Origin of the sequence: Streptomyces sp. NBC_00885 (genome assembly GCF_045207475.1) — a bacterium.
Classification (GTDB): domain Bacteria; phylum Actinomycetota; class Actinomycetes; order Streptomycetales; family Streptomycetaceae; genus Streptomyces.
The window spans coordinates 2,310,816-2,329,420 of the sequence record NZ_CP108796.1; the positions used below are offsets into that span (position 1 = coordinate 2,310,816).

At 68.5% G+C, this 18,605-nt stretch carries 20 protein-coding genes and 2 pseudogenes; 18 read left to right on the forward strand and 4 right to left on the reverse strand.

Going from position 1 to position 18,605, the window contains the following annotated elements; translation table 11 throughout:
* Nucleotides 1–134 precede the first annotated feature (134 nt).
* From OHA61_RS10035 to OHA61_RS10080, 10 genes are all read left to right on the forward strand, one after another.
* Nucleotides 135–431 carry a hypothetical protein gene (locus tag OHA61_RS10035; protein ID WP_406302811.1) on the forward strand — a complete coding sequence of 99 codons (297 nt, stop codon included), beginning with the start codon at nucleotides 135–137 and terminating at the stop codon, nucleotides 429–431.
* Nucleotides 428–973 carry a DUF2637 domain-containing protein gene (locus tag OHA61_RS10040; protein ID WP_406302812.1) on the forward strand — a complete coding sequence of 182 codons (546 nt, stop codon included), beginning with the start codon at nucleotides 428–430 and terminating at the stop codon, nucleotides 971–973. Before OHA61_RS10035 ends, OHA61_RS10040 begins: the two co-directional genes overlap by 4 nt.
* Nucleotides 974–985: 12 nt before the next feature.
* A complete protein-coding gene (locus tag OHA61_RS10045; RefSeq protein WP_406302813.1) occupies nucleotides 986–1,384 on the forward strand; it encodes a hypothetical protein in 399 nt (132 codons plus the stop codon).
* Nucleotides 1,384–1,770: an RRQRL motif-containing zinc-binding protein gene (locus tag OHA61_RS10050; RefSeq protein ID WP_406302814.1), complete on the forward strand. Its 387-nt coding sequence runs from the start codon at nucleotides 1,384–1,386 to the stop codon at nucleotides 1,768–1,770. The genes OHA61_RS10045 and OHA61_RS10050 overlap by 1 nt, the downstream gene beginning before the upstream one ends.
* A 29-nt stretch (nucleotides 1,771–1,799) precedes the next feature.
* Complete coding sequence (locus tag OHA61_RS10055; protein ID WP_406302815.1) at nucleotides 1,800–2,141, forward strand: hypothetical protein; 342 nt, start codon at nucleotides 1,800–1,802, stop codon at nucleotides 2,139–2,141.
* A 95-nt stretch (nucleotides 2,142–2,236) separates the two neighbouring features.
* On the forward strand, nucleotides 2,237–4,486 hold the full coding sequence (locus tag OHA61_RS10060) for a cell division protein FtsK (protein WP_406302816.1): 2,250 nt from the start codon (nucleotides 2,237–2,239) through the stop codon (nucleotides 4,484–4,486).
* A 142-nt stretch (nucleotides 4,487–4,628) separates the two neighbouring features.
* Nucleotides 4,629–4,880 carry a hypothetical protein gene (locus OHA61_RS10065; protein WP_406302817.1) on the forward strand — a complete coding sequence of 84 codons (252 nt, stop codon included), beginning with the start codon at nucleotides 4,629–4,631 and terminating at the stop codon, nucleotides 4,878–4,880.
* Between the two features lie 163 nt (nucleotides 4,881–5,043).
* A complete protein-coding gene (locus tag OHA61_RS10070; protein WP_406302818.1) occupies nucleotides 5,044–5,235 on the forward strand; it encodes a hypothetical protein in 192 nt (63 codons plus the stop codon).
* A gap of 10 nt (nucleotides 5,236–5,245) precedes the next feature.
* Nucleotides 5,246–5,851, forward strand: coding sequence for a hypothetical protein (locus OHA61_RS10075; RefSeq protein ID WP_406302819.1), 606 nt, complete (start codon nucleotides 5,246–5,248; stop codon nucleotides 5,849–5,851).
* A gap of 2 nt (nucleotides 5,852–5,853) precedes the next feature.
* The gene (locus OHA61_RS10080; protein WP_406302820.1) at nucleotides 5,854–6,570 is read left to right on the forward strand and encodes a hypothetical protein; all 717 of its coding nucleotides are present in this window, start codon (nucleotides 5,854–5,856) and stop codon (nucleotides 6,568–6,570) included.
* Between the two features lie 247 nt (nucleotides 6,571–6,817).
* Here the strand turns inward: OHA61_RS10080 and OHA61_RS10085 are convergent, their stop codons facing one another.
* Together OHA61_RS10085 and OHA61_RS10090 are read right to left on the reverse strand one after the other, a co-directional pair.
* Entirely contained in the window at nucleotides 6,818–7,309 is a 492-nt protein-coding gene (locus OHA61_RS10085; RefSeq protein WP_406302821.1) for a hypothetical protein, read from the reverse strand.
* Nucleotides 7,310–7,475: 166 nt separating this feature from the next.
* Entirely contained in the window at nucleotides 7,476–7,796 is a 321-nt protein-coding gene (locus OHA61_RS10090) for a DUF4429 domain-containing protein (RefSeq protein ID WP_406302822.1), read from the reverse strand.
* A gap of 164 nt (nucleotides 7,797–7,960) precedes the next feature.
* On the opposite strand from OHA61_RS10090, the gene OHA61_RS10095 reads away from it, so the two are divergent.
* The 8 genes and pseudogenes from OHA61_RS10095 to OHA61_RS10130 all read left to right on the forward strand — a co-directional run bounded on the left by OHA61_RS10095 (nucleotide 7,961) and on the right by OHA61_RS10130 (nucleotide 16,580).
* Nucleotides 7,961–8,875 carry a bifunctional DNA primase/polymerase gene (locus OHA61_RS10095; RefSeq protein ID WP_406302823.1) on the forward strand — a complete coding sequence of 305 codons (915 nt, stop codon included), beginning with the start codon at nucleotides 7,961–7,963 and terminating at the stop codon, nucleotides 8,873–8,875.
* Complete coding sequence (locus OHA61_RS10100; RefSeq protein WP_406302824.1) at nucleotides 8,872–9,198, forward strand: hypothetical protein; 327 nt, start codon at nucleotides 8,872–8,874, stop codon at nucleotides 9,196–9,198. The genes OHA61_RS10095 and OHA61_RS10100 overlap by 4 nt, the downstream gene beginning before the upstream one ends.
* Before the next feature lie 14 nt (nucleotides 9,199–9,212).
* A pseudogene (locus tag OHA61_RS10105) lies at nucleotides 9,213–10,743 on the forward strand (YfjI family protein).
* Nucleotides 10,744–11,043: 300 nt separating this feature from the next.
* Nucleotides 11,044–11,274, forward strand: coding sequence for a helix-turn-helix domain-containing protein (locus OHA61_RS10110; RefSeq protein ID WP_406302825.1), 231 nt, complete (start codon nucleotides 11,044–11,046; stop codon nucleotides 11,272–11,274).
* A 75-nt stretch (nucleotides 11,275–11,349) separates the two neighbouring features.
* A pseudogene (locus tag OHA61_RS10115) lies at nucleotides 11,350–12,588 on the forward strand (tyrosine-type recombinase/integrase).
* A 209-nt stretch (nucleotides 12,589–12,797) separates the two neighbouring features.
* Nucleotides 12,798–13,274: a hypothetical protein gene (locus OHA61_RS10120; RefSeq protein ID WP_406302826.1), complete on the forward strand. Its 477-nt coding sequence runs from the start codon at nucleotides 12,798–12,800 to the stop codon at nucleotides 13,272–13,274.
* A 415-nt stretch (nucleotides 13,275–13,689) separates the two neighbouring features.
* Complete coding sequence (locus tag OHA61_RS10125; RefSeq protein ID WP_406302827.1) at nucleotides 13,690–14,682, forward strand: IS481 family transposase; 993 nt, start codon at nucleotides 13,690–13,692, stop codon at nucleotides 14,680–14,682.
* 17 nt (nucleotides 14,683–14,699) lie between these two features.
* On the forward strand, nucleotides 14,700–16,580 hold the full coding sequence (locus tag OHA61_RS10130) for a tetratricopeptide repeat protein (protein WP_406302828.1): 1,881 nt from the start codon (nucleotides 14,700–14,702) through the stop codon (nucleotides 16,578–16,580).
* A 244-nt stretch (nucleotides 16,581–16,824) separates the two neighbouring features.
* On the opposite strand, the gene OHA61_RS10135 is transcribed toward OHA61_RS10130, so the two are convergent.
* The gene (locus OHA61_RS10135; RefSeq protein ID WP_406302829.1) at nucleotides 16,825–17,934 is read right to left on the reverse strand and encodes a phosphatidate cytidylyltransferase; all 1,110 of its coding nucleotides are present in this window, start codon (nucleotides 17,932–17,934) and stop codon (nucleotides 16,825–16,827) included.
* The gene (frr, locus tag OHA61_RS10140) at nucleotides 17,934–18,491 is read right to left on the reverse strand and encodes a ribosome recycling factor (protein WP_324986969.1); all 558 of its coding nucleotides are present in this window, start codon (nucleotides 18,489–18,491) and stop codon (nucleotides 17,934–17,936) included. Before frr ends, OHA61_RS10135 begins: the two co-directional genes overlap by 1 nt.
* Nucleotides 18,492–18,605: the final 114 nt, after the last annotated feature.

An 18,605-nucleotide genomic window follows, 5' to 3' on the forward strand; every position in this document is an offset into this window, starting at 1 on the left:
GCATCCCTGAGCCAGTCGGCCCGGGGGTGGTGGGGAGCGTTGGGAGTTCTTCCCTGCTTCAACGGCGTGCGGCCCCGGTGCTCGAACACCGGGGCCGCTGTTTGGGCCGTTCCGCCTTGAGAGGAGTACGACCCATGAAGAACATCGTTGCTGGTCATGTGGCTGTTACCGCCACAGAGTTCGTTGAGCTCGCGCTCGGCACCCCGCTGGATCTGTGGCTGGGTGTGGAGGGCGAGAGCGAGATGGAGCGGGCCGCCCGGCTCGATGCGGCCCGCGACATCCTCGCTGCCTACCCGGAGCTCCCGGACGACGTGAGCCGCGTCGCCGCGCAGGCGATCGAGGCGTTCGCCCCGGAACTGTTCAACGTCATCCCGCTGCCCCGCCCCGCCGGTCGGCGTCGGCCGCGGGGCGGCAAGGCGGTGGCGGCATGACGTTGACGCCGACAGCACGGCCCGAGGTGCCGCCGTTGACCCGCCCGGAATTGGGCCTTGCCGGTCTGGGTGCGCTTGCTGCGGCCGGGGTCGGCGCGCTGGGGCTGGTGGCCTCGTTCGATGCGGTGTCGGTCGCTGCCGCGCGGTGGGGTTTCGTTTCGCCGTGGATGCTGCCGGTCGGTATCGATGTGGCGATCCCGGTGTTCACGGTGGCCAATCTGCTGTTGATCCGGATGGATATGGCGCTTGCCTGGGTGCGGTTCGTGCCGTGGGCGCTGACGCTGATCACGTGCGGGCTGAACGTCTCGGCGGGACACGGGATGTGGGCGAAGGTGGCTCACGGGACGATGCCGCTGCTGTGGGTGGTGTTCTCCGAGATCGGCGCGCACATCTACGCCGTCCGGATCGGGGCGGTGACCGGTCGTCGCATGGACAAGATTCGGTTCGGGCGGTGGCTGCTGGCCTTCCCCTCCACGTTCGCTGTGTGGCGGCGCATGACGCTGTGGGAGATCACCTCCTACGCGGTGGCACTTGAGCGGTAGAAGGAACGGCAGTTGGCCCGCGCGGAGCTGCGCGAGACCTACGGGCGCCGCTGGCGCAAGCACACCCCGCAGCGCACCCGCGTGCTGCTCAAGCTGGGCGAACTGGCTCCGGCGACTGTGCCGGCCGATCCGGAGCCCGAGCCGGACCGCCCTGCCGAGGACGCGCCGCAGGCCAAGCCGCGGCCCGCACGCCGCAGCAAGGCCAAAGCCAAGGCCGGGCGCACCCCTGCCGAGCTGCTTGCCGCGGCACGTGAGGCTACGGCTACCTGGTCGGATGCTGAGCTGACCGCGGACCGTATCCGCACCACGGTGCGGGTGTCCGCGGCGAACGCGCGCATGCTGCGCGACGCGCTCAAGACCGAGCGCACAGGCGGCGGTGACCGTGCGGACCTTGAGCCGGTGGCTGCCTGATGTCCCCGACGTTCGGCACGTGCTACGACCCGAACAGCACCACCTACGGGATACCGACCCACCCCTGGCGCTTTGCCCCCGACGGCTATGCCACCCGGCGCCAGCTCCGTGCCCGCGGCTTACGGCCCGGCGGGCAGCCGATCGCCGCGCAGGTGATGCGCCGCTGCCGCGGCCGCAAGTCGGGCGCCCTGGTCGCCTACCTCTACCGCATCGACCTCGCCAAGCCGGTCCGGCCGATGACGTCGCGCAAGTGGGGCGCGCTCGCCCTGGCGATGCTCGCCCGCCGCACCTGCCCGAAGTGCCGCATCGATGCCGGGTACTGCATCCCGACCTCGCTCGGCATGTGCGTGCTCTGCGCCTACCCCTACCAACAGCAAGCCGCCTGAACACCCCGACCCACGAACGGAGTTCCGCTGTGAGTGACCAGACCATGCCGATCGTTCCCCCGCTGGGTGAGCTGGGCCCGGTCATCAAAGCCCTGACCGCGCTGACGGTGGCCTTCCCCATGCTGCCCGGTGACAGCTTGACCGTTGGCCGCGTGCTGCCGCCGACCGGCGGAGCCGTGTTCGGCATCGGGGTGGACCTGCACACCACGTTCGCCGACTTCGAGACGTGGCGTGAGGCGCTGGGCATCGACCCGGCCGACGTGGAGCACCGCCTCCTGGAGACGGTGCAGACCATGCGCGCCTACCCGGTCTTCGCAGGCGTCCAGATCGAACTGACCGCCTACACGCCGCGCTTCCCCGAGGCGGAATAGCCACACCCCTGCACCGAACCGAGCTGTACGGGGCCCGGTCACGACCGACCAAGACAGCGGCCGGGCCCCGTCACCCTCCCTTGGAAGGAAGTTCAGTGAATCACCCCGATGACGAGAACGAACTGTTCAACCGACTCGAAGCCGACATGGCACCCGACTCGGGTGCTGAGGTAGTCGACTTGGGCAAGGCACGGTCGGCCCGTGACGGGTCGGCCGACTCCATCGAGGAGCACACGCCCGACTACGACACGGCACCGTCGCCCGACTCCACTGCGGACGGGTCGGGCGACCCGTCGGCGCGGGTGATGGTCGACCAGCCCACCGCGACCGTCGCGGGTCCGGGCTACTTGGGTCGGCTGATGGCCGCCCGGCGCCGGGCGGTCGTTCCGGTGTGGCTGAAGTCGACGGCGGAGCTGAAGACCGCGGCGGAGTGGGTGGCCCGGCACTACGCGCATGCGGCCGGGTATCACGCCCTGCGCTCCCCGGTCTACGCCGCCCGCCTGACCCTCCAGTCACCGGCCGGGGCCGCGAAATTCATCGGCGGCACGCTGCGGTGGGTCGCCGACCGCGAAGGCGAGCCGGTCCGACTCGCCGCGGTGCGGCGTGAGGACGCGGCCGAGTATCTGAAGCTGTCCCGGCAGCGGGATGGCCGGGTCCGGCTGCGGACTCTGGTCAGCGTGCTGGCCATGTTCGTCGGACTCGGCGCCGCGCTCGCCATCTACGTCCTCGCCCCGGGCTGGCTCCAGGCCCTGTCGGTGAGCGCGCTGGTGATGGCGCTCGGCTTCAACGGCCGGCATGCCGACGCGCCGGTCATCCACCGCGCGGTCGAGATGCCCAAGGCCGTCAAGCTCACCAGCGACATCGTGCTCCGGGCGCTGGGCGCGCTGGGTATCCCAGCGATCAACCAGGCGCAGGGCAAGGGCCGGGACGGGTTCGAGTTCACCGCCCCGATCACCCGCGACGGGCCCGGCTGGCGCGCGGAGGGCAACCTGCCCTACGGCGTGACGGTCACGGACATCATCGAGCGCCGCGAACGGCTCGCCTCGGGTCTGCGCCGCCCGCTGGGCTGCGTGTGGCCCGAGGCAGTGAGCCACGAGCACACCGGGCGGCTGGTGCTGTGGGTCGGCGATCAGGACATGTCCACCGCACCCAAGCCCCCCTGGCCGCTGCTCAAGTCCGGGACGGTGGACCTGTTCAAGCCGGTCGCGTTCGGCACCGACCAGCGCGGACGCTGGGTGGAGATCACCCTCATGTACATCGCGGCCGTGATCGGCGCGATCCCCCGCATGGGCAAGACCTTCCTTCTCCGTCTCCTGCTGCTCATCGCCGCGTTGGACGTACGGGCCGAGCTGCACACCTACGACCTCAAAGGCACCGGCGACCTGGACCCCGTCGGTGAAGCGGTCTCCCACCGCCACCGCGCCGGTGAGGACGACGAGGACATCGAGTACGCGCTCGCGGACATGCGGGAGCTGCAAGAGGAGCTGCGCCGGCGGGCGAAGATGATCCGCTCCCTGCCGCGGGACATCTGCCCCGAATCGAAGGTCACCTCAGCGTTGGCGGACAAGCGCTCGTTGGGGCTGCACCCGATCGTGGTCGGGGTGGATGAGTGCCAGAAGTGGTTCGAGCACCCCGAGTACGGCAAGGAGCTGGAGCAGATCTGCACCGACCTGGTCAAGCGCGGACCGGCCACCGGCATCGTGCTGCTGCTCGCCACCCAGCGCCCGGACGCCAAGTCGCTGCCCACCGGGATCAGCGCGAACGCATCCGCGCGGTTCTGCCTCAAGGTCATGGGCCAGCTCGAAAACGACATGGTGCTCGGCACCTCCTCCTACCGTCGCGGGGTGCGGGCCACGATGTTCTCGTGGGCGGACAAGGGCATTCACTACTTCATGGGTGAAGGCGCCGACGCCCGGATCGTCGCCGCGTCCAACATCGACGCACCCACCGCCGAAGCGATCGGCCTTCGGGCCCGCGCGCTGCGCGAGGCTGCCGGAACGCTGTCCGGGCACGCACTGGGAGAAGTCTTCGAACCCGCCGCCACCACCTCCACCACGCTGCTCGCCGACATCCTCGCGGTGACCCCGGAGAAGGAAGCCAAGGTCTGGAACGAGACCGTCGTGGAACGGTTGGCGGAGCTGCGGCCCGAGCTGTACGGGGAGTGGGCCGCGATGACGGGCGAGGAGCAGACCGCGCACCTGACCGCGATGCTCAAGCCGTACGGCATCGCGGCCGGGCAGGTGGGCCGCCGCATCGACGGCAAGTTCGTCAACAAGCGCGGCATCAAGCGCGCCGACATCGCCAACATGGTTGCGGAGCGTGACGGAAACCGGGACGCGGGCTGACTCTCCGGGGCTGCTATCGATAGCGGGCACGCCTGCTATCGATAGCAGCCCCGATAGCACCCGAAACCCAGTCTCATCAGGCCGCTAGCGCATAGCGGCCCACCTGCGAAAACCCCCTGAACACCGCCCGGGAGGGCCCGTCATGACCCCTGCCCTGCTCGCTATCGCCTGCCTACTCGCCATCACTCTCTGTTACAGCGGTCTGTGCGCCGCATCGCCGTTCGGGCCCTGCCGCAAGTGCCGCGGCTGGGGCTTTGCGATGAAGACCGACCGCAAGGGCCGCCTCAAGCGCGGCCACGACTGCCGCCGCTGCAAGGCCACCGGCAAACGCATACGCGTCGGCCGACACCTCTACAACCTGTGGGCCGCCACCTACCGCAACGGCACCCGCTGACCCCGGATGCGAAGCGGCCGACGGTGCCCGTCATGAGACGTACCCCGCTCCGAGCAGGAGCTAGGTGGGCGCAACCGTCGGCCAAGCCCTCGAATTGGCCAGCACCCGAGGGCGCACACACCTTAGCCAGCCGCCTCAACAAGCCGTCAAAGGAGTTTCTGTTATGGCCATGACCGTCTCGCTCGTCGCCCTGTTCGGGCTGGTCCTGTTCTTCCTGCTGCGCTCCAAGACTCTCGGGCCGGGCTCGGCGTTCATCGCCGGAGCGTTCGGGTTCTTCCTCGCCTCCACCGGAGCGTCCGGCCCCATCAATCAGCTCACCACGGCTGTCATCGACGCCATCCAGCAGATCAACTGAGGGAGCCTTGATGAACCAGCCCATCACCGTGCGACACCCGCTCGCAGTCCTCGCCCCCAAGGTGGCCCCGGCGATTGCCACCTCCACGGTGCTCATCCTCGGCAGGATCTGGAACGCCAACGGCGCCGAACACAGCGTCGGCAACGCCGCGTTGATGGTCGTGCTCGCGACCGGGGCCGTGGCGGCCGGAGCGTTCGCCTCTGCCGGACGCGCGGGTGACAGCGTGATTGCCGGAACCGCGTTCGCCGCCTCGGGAGGGCTCGCCCTCGCCGGGGTCGCCGGATACGCGGACGGCATCTCGCTGCCGCTACTGCTGTGGGTTCTCGCGACGGCCGTCGCGTACGGGCTCGCGGCCCGCTACTGGCGCACCGACCGCCGCGAGAGCGCCGCCTACGAACGGCGAACCACCGAGCGGCGCGAGGACCACGCGCACATCGAGCGCGTGGAAGCCCTGCGCGCCGGAGCACAGATCGAAGTAGCCCGCTCCGGCGCCGCCTACGCCGAATCCCTCGCCACCGCACTCATCACCCGCGCCGCCCTGCCCGGCTTCGACCCCAAGGCCCTTGAAAGCGCGGGCCTGCCCCAACTCCCCACCGTCAACCACCCGGAGGACTGAGCATGTTCGAGATCCGCATCATCTGCGACCCCACCGACACCGACCGCATCACAACCGCCCTGAACGGCATCTTCGATACCGGCGCCGTGCGCCGCCTGCCCTCCCGCTACACGGACATGGAACGGCTGTACGTCACCGCCGACCACCTCGCCAGCCATGACGACTGCACCGTCTGCGCCGGGGAGGGCACGAGCCTTTGGCTTACTCCCGAAGGGACCGAGGAAACGCGTCCCTGCACCGGCATCCCGTACGAGGACATGCTCGCGGCCGGTCTCATCCGCCGCGTCGGCAAGGCCGCCTGCGGCGACGCCGACCCGAAGCTGAGTCCGTGGCCGACGCCGGATGAGGCATACGCCACGGCGCCGTGCATCACCAGCGAGCTCGGATGGACCGCGTACCACGCTGTGGGGCGTCCGACCGGGGCCCTGCTCGGGCGGGAGTTCTGGCTCCGCAGGGCCGCGGTCCTGGACCGCATCGCCCTCGGGGATGAGGTCGAATCGGTGTTCGGCGACGCATGCGAGGCCGCCACCGACGCGGCCCGCCGCCTCCTCGACACCGACAAGGTCGAAGAGATCACCGACCCTCGCGGCTACATCCGCCAGCAGTACGCGACGTGGCGCAAGCAGGAACAGCGAGCGGAGCTCGTAGCGACAGGACGGTGCCCCAATTGCCAGTGGCCGGAGCACGAATGCAACTGCGCTGATCACCCGGACGCCTAGCTACGCCCGGGGCGGCCGCGCCTCTCGCCAAAGACTCGCGGCCGCCCCGGCGATCCAGCACCTTTCACAGAACTGGAGACATCCAGCATGACCCAACGCACCGGCATCGGGCGAGTGGCCGGCCGACCGCCGTTACGGCTCGATGTCTCCTCGCGCTCCGGTGGCGCCGGTATGGGCTACTGCTGTGCCGGATTCGACGTGGACGGCATCGACATCGCCTGCCAGCCCAACTATCCCTCACGGGCCCTCATACGTGACGGTCAGCCGGGGGCTTCAGGTCATCTCGCATGAGCCGTTGGAGAGCATCCAAATCCATGAAGAACGGCCGTATGACTTGCTGATACTCCGGCGCGTCGAAACTCATCGCGTCCAAGGCAAGCATGTCGCGAGCAACCCGCAGTTGCTCATATACCGGCACAGCGGCCAGGTAGACGTGATCAGGCGCAGCTAGCGCCAACTCCCTTAGGACGGACTTGGCATCGGAGTGCTGCGGATCGCTGAGAAAAGCATCATGAACCGCCTGCCGGCGAGCAGGCCCGGCTTCCTCCCGAGCAGCCGCCACGGTCATACGGCTATGAGCCTGAGCCAGCGCGGTCAGAAACCGCACGTACGCGTTTCGCTTCGTGTCTGCCCACCGCTGGTCTTTCTCTCGCCGAGATCGAAGGGCGTCGGTGATCAGCGTCGCCCCGATTCCGAATAAAGCACCAACTGCCGCAACTCCCAGAGTCCCCCACTCCATGTGCGCAGAGTACGAGTTCCATCACACCGGGTCTAGACGGCCCAACGCAGTGCGACACCGGTCCCGTACCTGCCGCAACCGCAAGGGCGGCCCCTCACGCCAATGAACAGGGCGGCCCTCGCCCACCAGCCCTGTGGAGGCCTCCAGCATGATCAGGCCCAACCGGTCAGGCGCGCGCCTGCTCTACGGCTGCAATGAACTTGGCAGCCGCATCGTTCGCGCTGCGGCGGATGGACAGACTGTGCGGGTCCGAATGTGGCGGTCGGCCGCCGGTGATCAGACTCTTTGATTCGGGCGCGGGCGCGCTGCCCGGCATGACGAACTGCACGTAGCCGTGGAACAGGCGGGTGCCGGACTTGAACCGGGTACCGGTGACGTCTGCGGCCCGGATCCGGAACTCGCGTTCCTGCTGGCCGACTTCCTTCTTCGTGATGGTGATCCATTCGCCGTCGAAGCTCGCCGACCCCATCACGCCTTTGACCTTCACGGTGGCCCCCTTCAGGCAGAAGGGGGCCATCATGCCCGCCGAGTTCGGCCTGGGCCAAGTGCCACGAACCGCCCTTCTAGACACGGCTAGGGCGGCCCGCATCTCGCCAAAGTTCCGGGCCGCCCTGGTCTCCCGCTCAATTCAGAGAACTGGAGACATCCAGCATGACCCAACCCACCGACATCCGGCGAGAGCCCGACCACGGGACGCGCTTACGCGACCCTCTGCACACCGCGTTGGAACTGGCCTTGGCTGAAGTGCCGGTCCTACCTCTGCGGGCAGGAAAGGTGCCGTTCGGGAACTGCCTAGCGTGCACGGGCGGAGCCTGTGGCGGACGGCCGAACATGAAGACCGCAGGCGAATGCCGGTGCCCGTCCGTGTGCCACGGCTGGGCCGCTGCCACGACCGACCGACGCATGATCGCCTCTGTGGCCTGGGCTGCCGCGTGGCACCGGGCGTGTGCCGTCGCCTATCACCCGGCGGGGGCCGGACTGACCGTCGTCGACCTGGACAACGCCCAGGCCGTCGCCTGGGCACGCGAGACGCTGCCGCCCACCAGGGTGGTGCCGACGACCCGCGGGGAGCACTGGATCTACCGGGGGCCGATGCGGTCGGCGAACGCGGTCCGGCCCGGCGTGGACATCAAGTCCCGCATGGCCTACGCCCGCTGGCTCGGCCCCGGGCACGGTCCCATGGCCCTCCTGCCGTCTGCCGTGCGCGCCCTGATCTCGGGGGAAGAGACCACCCCCGCGCCGGGCAGGGTGGTCTCTTCCGTCCACGGACATCCCGACTGGGACCGGACCGCAGGCACCGGATGCCGCCACACCGAGAGTTACGTGCGTACCGGCCTCGAACGAGGCCTCGCCCTCGTGCTGGCCCGCACCGAGTCAGGTGCCGGATCGCAAGCATTCGGCGTGGCCCGGTTCCTGGCAGTCCAGCACGCCAAGTGCCCCGGGCCGTGCAGCCTCGAAGTCCTGGGGCGGCAGATCGTCGCCGCAGCCGTCTCCGTCGGCGTACCCGAGCCCTACGCCCAACGGGCCGTCACCAACGGCCTCCACGGCACCGGGAGGACAGCGTGAACGCCCGCCACAACACGGGGCAGGCCGCCGCACAGGCCGTACCCGTTGCGGCAGTGGGCGGCCGAGAGAGCGTCGCCCGAAGGGCGTCCGCATCTGCGCTTCGCACTGACCCGCAGCCGACCCGCCCGTACCGCCCCCTCGGGTGGCTGCGGATCGTCGCCCCACCGTCCTGGAGCGCCCAGGCCCATGCCCACTGCTGGTGCGCGTGCGGCTTCGAGCGCGACGCGATCGGACGCTCCGCCGTCCAGCTCCTCATCACCGCCCACACCGAGCACCGGGACACCTGCCCGCTACTCACCGCCGAAGGGAGGAACGCGGCATGAGCACCCCCAACGAGATGAGCCCGGACCTGTGGGAAGGGTTCGACCAGCTCGACCCCGAGCAGATCACCGGCCCGGCATGGGACGAACCCGTGCCCATCACGGCCCGCCCCGCCCTGCCGACCTTCCCCGTGGGCACCCTGCCCACGTGGCTGGGGGACATGGTGCGCGGGGTCGCGGAGGAGACACAGACCCCCGTCGACCTTGCCGGGTGCCTCGCGCTGGCGGTCATCGCCACGGCGGCCGGCGGCCGGGCCAAGGTGTGCGTGCGGGGGCACTGGCGCGAGCCGGTGAACATCTACACCGCCGTGGCCCTGGACCCCGGCAACCGCAAGTCGGCTGTCTTCGACCTGATGGTCCGCCCGCTGCTCGCTGCCGAAAAGGCGCTGATCGAGCTGTCCGGACCGGTACGGGCCGAGGCGGAGACCACCATCCGTCTGGCCAAGGCAGCTTCCGACAAGGCCACCCAGAAGGCCGCCGGTGCCGAACCCGGCACCCGCGACGCGCTCACCGCAGAAGCCGTCGCGCTTGCACAGGCTGTGGAGGAGATGACCGTTCCCGCGATCCCGCAGCTCGTGGCGGACGACGTCACCCCGGAAAACGTCGGCACGCTCCTGGACCAACAGGGCGGACGCATCTCCTGCCTGAGCGCCGAAGGGGAGCTGTTCGACATCATCGCCGGGCGCTACACCGGCAAGCCCAACATGGGGATGTTCCTCAAGGGCCACGCCGGGGACATGATCCGCGTCAACCGGCAGGGCCGCGAGGCCCAGCACATCGACGCCCCCGCCGTCACCATCGGACTGGCTATCCAGCCCGAGGTACTGGGCTCCCTGGCCCGCATCGACGGGGCCGACGGACGCGGCCTGCTCGCCCGGTTCCTGTACTCCAAGCCCCTGTCCCTGGTCGGCCACCGCAACCTGTCCCCCGCCCTGCTCGACGAGGAGACAGCCGCCCACTACGCCCGCCAACTCGGCAGCCTGACACTCGCGCTGGCCGACTGGACAGATCCCGCGATCCTCACCCTGACCCCCGAGGCGGACGCGGTGATCCTCGCGTTCCAGAAGGTCACGGAATCCCGGCTCGGGAAAGACGGCAGCTTCGCCCCCATCGTGAAATGGGCCTCCAAGCGGGACGGGGCCGTGGCCCGCATCGCCGGACTCCTCCACCTGGCCACCCACCCCGAGGACGGGTGGCACCGGCCGATCGAGGCGGCGACCGGCAGCCGCCACCGAACTGGGCGACTACTTCACCGCCCACGCCCTTGACGTGTTCGACGCGATGACCGCCGCACCCGCCCGCGATGCCGCCTACGCCGTCCTCACCCACCTGCGGACCAGCCGGATGGACGGGTTCTCCAAGCGGGAGCTGTTCCGGGCGCTGCCCCGGGAGGGCTTCCCCGCTATCGGAGACCTCGACCCCTCCCTGAGCCTGCTCGAGGAACACGGCTGGGTCCGCCAGCAGCCCGCTCCCCCGCGCACCGGACGCGGCGGCCGCCCACGCTCGCCCCGCTACGAAACCCACCCTCGTCTCACCCGGGGCACCTGACAGAACCCCCAACTCGCTGACAGAACTGACAGAACCCACCTCCCAAGCCGCTGACCTGCACAAACATTCATGATCGCGACTGTGACAAAACCTCCGAAAACTCTGACAGAACCGCCGAGCTCCGAACCGGACCGCCGTGACAGAACCCCCTTCCCGAGGTTCTGTCAGAGTTTTTTCGAGTTTTGTCACAAGATCGCGAACCATCGAAGCCGCAGGTCAGCGACCTAACGGAGAGGTTCTGTCAGTTCTGTCGACGATTCCCCGGTATCCGCACCATCAGCGGCCCTCAAGGAGAACCGCATGGCGGCAACATCACCACCCACCACAACGCTCAGGTCCGGCCTACCTGACTGCTACCTCACCCCCGAAGACCTAGTGGTCATCTTCAAGCTGGAGAGCGTCGAGACCCTCTACACCTGGCGCAAGAAGCGCGTCGGCCCGCCCGGATTCCGCATCGGCAAGCACCTCCGATACGACCCCGCCGACGTACGCGCCTACGTCACCCAACGCAAGACCGCCGACGCCGCCTGACCCCACCCACGAACACCAGAGGCACGACCCATACACGGGCCGTGCCTCTGGCCCGTTCTGCCCGAAGGAGCCCACATGGCAGGCCACATCCAAGACCGCTGGTACAAGACCGAGACCGGCCCCGACGACAAGACCGTCAAGGTGAAGACCGACCGCCACGGCGCCGGCATGCGCTACCGCGCCCGCTACATCGGCCCTGACGGCACCGAGAAGAGCAAGTCTTTCCCTGACGGACAGAAGCGTCTCGCCGAACAGTGGCTCACCAACACCGCCTCGGACATGTCTCGCGGCCAGTACATCGACCCACGAGCAGCGCGCATCACCTTCAAGCGCTACGTGGAGAAATGGCTCAAGGCGCAGACGACAGAACTCTCAAGTCAGATCGAGACGGAACGACGGCTGCGTTTGCACGCCTTCCCGCATCTCGGTTCGCGCCCTCTCGACTCGTTCCGCCCGCAGCACATCCGAGAACTAGTGAGCGCGCTGGCAGCGAGTCCTATCGGCGGCTCGTACGCGAGGAATATCTACAGCGACGTGCGCGCGGTCCTCGCGGCTGCCGTCGATGACGGGCTGTTGCCCCGCAACCCATGCAGTGCAAAATCCGTGCGGCCGCCGACCAGCGAGCCGCGGCGCGTCGTTCCGTGGCGGACGGAGCAAGTCCTCGCGGTCCGCGCGGCATTGTCCGAGCGGTACCGGGCCATGGTGGATGTCGGCGCGGGCTGCGGCCTGCGTCAGGGGGAGGTCATCGGACTCGCCGAGGACGCCCTCAGCTTCGACGCCGACACCCTGCGGGTAGTCCGGCAGGTGAAGCTAATCCGTGGGAAGGCTGTCTTCGCTCCGCCCAAGTGCGATAAGGAGCGGGACGTGCCTCTGCCGGCGTCGGTGGCCGAGGCCCTGCGCAGGCACATGGACACGTATAAGCCGGTCGAGGTCAGCCTGCCGTGGCGGAAGCCCGACGGCCCGAAGGTGACGGCACGGCTGGTGTTCACGAACACCGCCAACTGGCTTGTTTGGCGGAGCAACTTCAACCTTCAGGATTAGAAGCCTGCGATCGCAGCGGCAGGATTCATCGCTGAGCCGAAGGAGGGCGGATCGTACGCGTCCGCCCGCGAGCACGGCATGCACGCCCTGCGTCACTTCTACGCGTCTGTGCTGCTGGATGCTGGCGAGAGCGTCAAGGCTGTGAGCGAATACCTGGGACACTCCGATCCGGCCCTGACGCTGCGGGTGTACGCGCACCTCATGCCGACGAGCCGGGAGCGCACACGGAAGGCCGTCGACGGGGTGCTTCTGTCGGGCAAGAGAACGGCCTGACGGCCAGATCATCACGAATCCCTACTCCCGTCGCGACTAGGGAACACCGGCAGCGAAGGTGGGGTCCGCCCCGCAATCGTTTCAAGTTGAGCCCCGGGGCAGCGCCCCCTTGCCTCAAGTCGCTTGCGCCGCTCGCTACTTGTTCAACAAATCAGACCCTCTCGCGGTTGCGGCGGCGCTACGGTCGAACTTGAGCGAGGGGACAAGATATGACAGGTATAGAGATTGCGATCGGCTATGTGTTCGCCTGGGCTGTCGGCAAGGCCCGCCGAGTGGCGGGACGGGCGGATGCCGAGGTGGACCTGGCTCTGGATGGGGCCATGGACCGCGTGCACCAGGTCGTCGCCCGCAGGCTGGGAGATGACGTGGAGCTGGAGCGCCTAGAGGCTGAGGCCGCTGCTGGCCAGGACGAGCCGAGCGCGCTGACCCGGCAGCGGGTGGAACAGGCCGTGACAGTGGCGGTGGCGGAGGATCCAGGGTTCGCGCGAGAACTTGAAGCAGCGGTGGCCGCGGTCCAGGACGCCGCACGGGGGGCGGGCAGCACCGTAGTAGGGGCCTACGGGCTGTCGGTGGGTGGGAACCTGTCGGTACAGGCCGAGAAGGATTCGTTCGCTGCAGGTGTGGCCAATGTCCAGGGCGGGGTGCGCCTGGGAAACCCTCAACAGCCGGGCCCGAATCAGCCCTGACGGGACCCGGTAGCGAAGCCGTGCTTCTCTCGGGCGTGCAGGCCAGCAACGGTTCACTGGCCGCCGAGCAGTTCCGGGCCGACAACGTCTATTTCGGTGGCGCCCAGCCCGACCCACTGAACGTCCCCGTTACAGTGGCGCCGCCTCTGGGCGTGCGTGACCCAAGGCATCCACTGCGGGGCCGCGATGCACTGCTGAAACAAGTGGAGTTGGCGCTGTCCGCACCCGGGGACAGGCGGGCGCATGTGCTGTCCGGCATGGGCGGGTCTGGCAAGACCTCTGTGGCTCTAGATGTACTGCCCGGGCAGGTTGGTTGAGTTTGTGCGACGACACGGTCTGAATCTGTGAGATGGCGAAGGCCTCCGGTTGTGGAGTGGAGCTGTCTAGGAACCGCTCCGCCAACCTGGAGGCCTTCGTGTCTCACGCTAACGCTGCTTTGACTCCTCGTGCCCGTCTTCGCCTGGCGCGTCTGATTGTTGATGACGGGTGGCCGGTCGCTCGTGCGGCCGAGCGTTATGACGTGTCCTGGCCGACCGCGAAGCGGTGGGCCGTCCGTTACGCCGAGTCCGGTGCCCAGGCCATGGGCGACCGGTCCTCACGGCCGCACCGCAGTCCTGCCCGAACCACGCAGCCGCAGGTCCGCAAGATCGTGCACCTGCGCTGGAAGCAGCGTCTGGGCCCGGTCCAGATCGCCGGACGGCTCGGCATGCCTGCCTCCACCGTGCACGCGGTCCTGACCCGGTGCCGGATCAACCGGCTCTCGCACATCGACCGCGCCACCGGCGAGCCGGTCCGCCGCTACGAACACGACCATCCCGGCGCGATGCTCCACATCGACGTGAAGAAGCTCGGGAACGTTCCCGACGGCGGCGGCTGGCGCTACGTCGGACGCGTCCAGGGCCGCAGGAACCGCGCCGCGACCCCGGACAGGCCCCGCAACAAGTACCGCGGACCGCTGCTGGGCACCGCGTTCGTCCACACCGTCGTCGACGATCATTCCCGGGTCGCCTACGCCGAGATCTGCGACGACGAGAAAGCCGCCACGGCGGTCGGTGTCCTGCGACGCGCGGTCGACTGGTTCGCCGCCCGCGGCGTGAGGGTCGAGCGGGTGCTCACCGACAACGGCTCGGCCTACCGCTCCCGGCACTGGACACAGGCCTGCACCGAGCTGGGAATCACGCCGAAGAAGACCCGGCCCTACCGGCCACAGACCAATGGCAAGGTCGAACGCTTCCACCGCACCCTGGCCGACGGCTGGGCTCTTGGCCGCTTCTACTCCAGCGAATCAGCCCGCCGCAAAGCCCTGCCGGCCTGGCTCCATCACTACAATCACCACCGCCCCCACACCGCAACCAGCGGCAAACCACCCATCACCAGGTTGACCAACGTCCCTGGGCAGTACATCTAGAACTCACGTTCCGCCGAATGCGGATGGGTCATGAGGTGTGGTGGGTCGACGCACGGCAGGCTGCGACGCTTCAGTCGGGCTTGCGGGCGGTGGCCCGTCACATTGGGGCGACAGATGAGCAGTTGCACGCCGGGGACGCGGCCGACGTGCTGTGGGCGCATCTGTCGCAGTACGGGCGGCCCTGGCTGCTGGTGGTGGACAACGCCGACGATCCCGCACTGCTGGACGGTCCCGGACGGCTTAGGAACGGCACCGGCTGGATTCGCCCTCACACCAACAGCCTTGGCAGCGTGCTGGTCACCACCCGCGACAGCACCTCCAGCACTTGGGGAGGCGGCTGCGTCCTGCATCCGGTGCGCACGCTGACCGGTGACGACATCGGAAACGCCGCGCAGATCCTGCTGGACCACGCCGGCGACACAGCTGGCACGGCAGTCGATGCACGCCGCTTGGCGGAACGCCTTGGCGGACTCCCGCTAGCTCTGCTCCTGGCTGGTACTTACCTGGCCGAGGCGAACGACATGCCGCCCGCGTACCGGGACCCGGACATGCCCGCGGACTTCTCCTCCTATCAGGCAGCCCTGGATACCGGCCTGCGCCGAGTGGACCCCGGCAATGTCATCGGCCAGACCTGGGCCATGTCCGTGGACCTGCTGGAGAAACGTGGTGAGCCCCTCGCCCGACCGCTGCTGGAGCTGATCGCGACATTCGCCGACGCTCCGCTCCCCTACACCCTGCTCCTAACCCCATCAGCCCTGGCCAACGCCGGGCAACTCGCCGGCCTCGACGGGCCGCGCCTGTGGCGACTGCTCACGGCGCTGGTCGACCTCGGCCTAGTCGACCTCTCCTCCACAAACAACGACACGGACGCGCTGCCCACGTTGCGGGTACACCCGCTGGTCCGCGACGCCAGTCGCAGCCACACTGCCCTCAACACTGCGGTCGCAGCGCTAACCGTCGCGGCATTGGCGAACGAAACCGGAATACCGGAGGAACCGGCTTACTGGGATCACTGGCGGCTCCTCCAACCCCACGCGTCGGACCTCTTCCACCGAGCCAGTGCCGCCCTCCTGCCTGGTGATGTCATGCAGATGGCAGCAACAGCAGCGGTCTTCGCAGCCCGCCAGCTGCGAACCCGCGGCCTCTACCAGCAGGCCCGAACCGAATTCGAAGCCATCCTCGCCATCCAGCGCGAAACCCTCGGCGACACCCACCCGCGCACTCTCGTCACCCGGCACGAACTCGCGCGGATCCTGCACGACCAGGGCGAGCCGGCACAGGCCCGAACCCAATTCGAAGCCATCCTCGCCATCCAGCGCGAAACCCTCGGCGACACCCACCCGCACACTCTCGGCACCCGGCACGAACTCGCGCGGATCCTGCACGACCAGGGCGAGCCGGCACAGGCCCGAACCGAATTCGAAGCCATCCTCGCCATCGAGCGCGAAACCCTCGGCGACACCGACCCGCAGACTCTCGTCACCCGGTACAGCCTCGCGCGGATCCTGCACGACCAGGGCGAGCCGGCACAGGCCCGAACCGAATTCGAAGCCATCCTCGCCATCCAGCGCGAAACCCTCGGCGACACCCACCCGGACGCTCTCGGCACCCGGCACGAACTCGCGCTGATCCTGCACGACCAGGGCGAGTCGGCACGGGCCCGAAGCGAATTCGAAGCCATCCTCGCCATCGAGCGCGAAACCCTCGGCGACACCCACCCGGACACTCTCGTCACCCGGCACAGCCTCGCGCGGATCCTGCACGACCAGGGCGAGCCGGCACAGGCCCGAACCGAATTCGAAGCCATCCTCGCCATCCAGCGCGAAACCCTCGGCGACACCCACCCGCACACGAAGGTGGCCCGTAAGTGGTTGGCTTGGGCAGACGGCCGCCGGTGAACACCGATACAGACGGCGAGGCCGATTGGCAAGGTTAAAGAAGGTTGACGGCCCCGAGACGGCCCAATCAATGTCAGCAGGCCCCCGGCCAACACCAAAAGTGCTGGTCGGGGGCCTGCGGATGCTACTGAATTGCAAGTTCTCCGGGCTTGGGCATGGTGTTACCAGTGTCGCAGAGATACCAAGAGGGGTTCGCCGTCCTGTGGACAACGAACCCCTCGGCCCAAACACGCAGGTCAGCCGATCAGCCGGATCCGACGAAGATCACCATCAGCAGCCACACCACGGGAGCCGTCGGCAGCAGGGAGTCGAGCCGGTCCATGATGCCGCCGTGTCCCGGCAGCAGCGTGCCCATGTCCTTGATGCCGAGGTCCCGCTTGATCATCGACTCGCCCAGGTCACCGAGCGTGGCACTGGCCGCGACCGCGAAGCCGAGCAACAGGCCCTGCCACCAGGTGCCGTCGTCGATCACGAACTCCATCAGCAGCGCGCCCGCCACCATCGCGAACGTCACCGCGCCGACCAGGCCCTCGCGGGTCTTCCCGGGGCTGATGCGCGGCGCGAGCTTGTGCTTGCCGAAGCGCCAGCCGACGGCGTACGCACCCGTGTCACTGACCACCGTCAGCACCAGGAAGGTGAGCACCCGCTGCGGCCCGTCGTCCGCGGTGAGCATCATCGCGACGAACGTCGCCAGGAACGGCACGTAGAACGCGGCGAAGACACCCGCCGTGACGTCCTTCAGATAGCCCTCGGGCGGCTCCGTCATCCGCCAGACCAGGACCGCGAGCGCGGTGAGCGCCATCGCGACCCAGGCGCCCTCCGCACCACGGACATAACCGGCCACGACCATCGCCGCGCCGCCGACCGCGAGCGGTACCAGCGGCGCCTTGATCTGTTTGCGCTCCTCGAGACGCGAGGTGAGCTCCCACAGCCCGACGACGACGGCGACCGCGATCACGCCGACGAACACGGCCTTGACGATGAACAGCGATGCCACGATCACAGCGCCGAGCCCGACACCGACCCCTATGGCCGCCCGCAGATCGCGGCCGGCCCGCTTCTTCTGCGGCGGCTCGGACGCCGGCGGCGGGGTGGGCATGGGCTCCTGCGGAATCTCGTCCCGGAACAGAGGGCCGCTCAGCCGAGCGGCCCCCATGTCACGGTCGTCGTTCTGGTCGGGGTCGTTACGGTCTTCGGCGTCTCTACCTGCGTCGGGAAAGTCCGGCACGATGGGCATGGGCCGAGTCTGATGTGCGTCATGCTCATCGTATGCGGGACCCGCCGGGGCAGGCCCCTGGTCGGGCGGTCCCCAGAAACCGGCTCTCGGTGGGGCCCCCCAGGAAGAGTCGTTCATCAGACCTCGAGCAGCTCGGCTTCCTTGTGCTTGAGCAGCTCGTCCACCTGCGAGACGTACTTCGCGGTGGTGTCGTCGAGCTCCTTCTCCGCACGGCGGCCCTCGTCCTCGCCGACCTCGCCGTCCTTGATGAACTTGTCGATGGTCTCCTTGGCCTTGCGGCGCACGGAACGGATCGAGATCTTGGAGTCCTCGGCCTTGGTCTTGGCGACCTTGATGTACTCCTTGCGGCGGTCCTGCGTCAGCTCCGGGAACACCACCCGGATGATGTTGCCGTCGTTGCTCGGGTTGACACCGAGGTCGGAGTCGCGGATGGCCTGCTCGATATTGCGCAGCGCGCTCTTGTCGAACGGGGTCACCACGGCCATCCGCGCCTCGGGAACCGAGAACGAGGCCAGCTGGTTGATCGGGGTCAGCGCACCGTAGTAGTCCGCCACGATCTTGTTGAACATCGCCGGGTGCGCACGTCCGGTGCGGATCGCGGCGAAGTCATCCTTGGCGACCAGGACGGCCTTCTCCATCTTCTCCTCGGCCTCGAGGAGGGTCTCTTCGATCACCACTTGCTCCTGCGTGTCTTGAGTAGGCCCGGCGTTCGACTGGGCCGGCGGAACCTGCGTCGCGTCTTTTCCCTGCACGGTGTCCGACCGGCAGGACTTTGTCCATCCCTCGAG

Coding starts and splice junctions, on each gene's coding strand:
- OHA61_RS10035 (WP_406302811.1), top strand. CDS start 135: ATGAAGAACATCGTTGCTGGTCATGTGGCTGTTACCGCCACAGAGTTC.
- OHA61_RS10040 (WP_406302812.1), top strand. CDS start 428: ATGACGTTGACGCCGACAGCACGGCCCGAGGTGCCGCCGTTGACCCGC.
- OHA61_RS10050 (WP_406302814.1), top strand. CDS start 1,384: ATGTCCCCGACGTTCGGCACGTGCTACGACCCGAACAGCACCACCTAC.
- OHA61_RS10065 (WP_406302817.1), top strand. CDS start 4,629: ATGACCCCTGCCCTGCTCGCTATCGCCTGCCTACTCGCCATCACTCTC.
- OHA61_RS10070 (WP_406302818.1), top strand. CDS start 5,044: ATGGCCATGACCGTCTCGCTCGTCGCCCTGTTCGGGCTGGTCCTGTTC.
- OHA61_RS10075 (WP_406302819.1), top strand. CDS start 5,246: ATGAACCAGCCCATCACCGTGCGACACCCGCTCGCAGTCCTCGCCCCC.
- OHA61_RS10080 (WP_406302820.1), top strand. CDS start 5,854: ATGTTCGAGATCCGCATCATCTGCGACCCCACCGACACCGACCGCATC.
- OHA61_RS10085 (WP_406302821.1), bottom strand. CDS start 7,309: ATGGAGTGGGGGACTCTGGGAGTTGCGGCAGTTGGTGCTTTATTCGGA.
- OHA61_RS10095 (WP_406302823.1), top strand. CDS start 7,961: ATGACCCAACCCACCGACATCCGGCGAGAGCCCGACCACGGGACGCGC.
- OHA61_RS10110 (WP_406302825.1), top strand. CDS start 11,044: ATGGCGGCAACATCACCACCCACCACAACGCTCAGGTCCGGCCTACCT.
- OHA61_RS10120 (WP_406302826.1), top strand. CDS start 12,798: ATGACAGGTATAGAGATTGCGATCGGCTATGTGTTCGCCTGGGCTGTC.
- OHA61_RS10130 (WP_406302828.1), top strand. CDS start 14,700: ATGCGGATGGGTCATGAGGTGTGGTGGGTCGACGCACGGCAGGCTGCG.
- OHA61_RS10135 (WP_406302829.1), bottom strand. CDS start 17,934: ATGAACGACTCTTCCTGGGGGGCCCCACCGAGAGCCGGTTTCTGGGGA.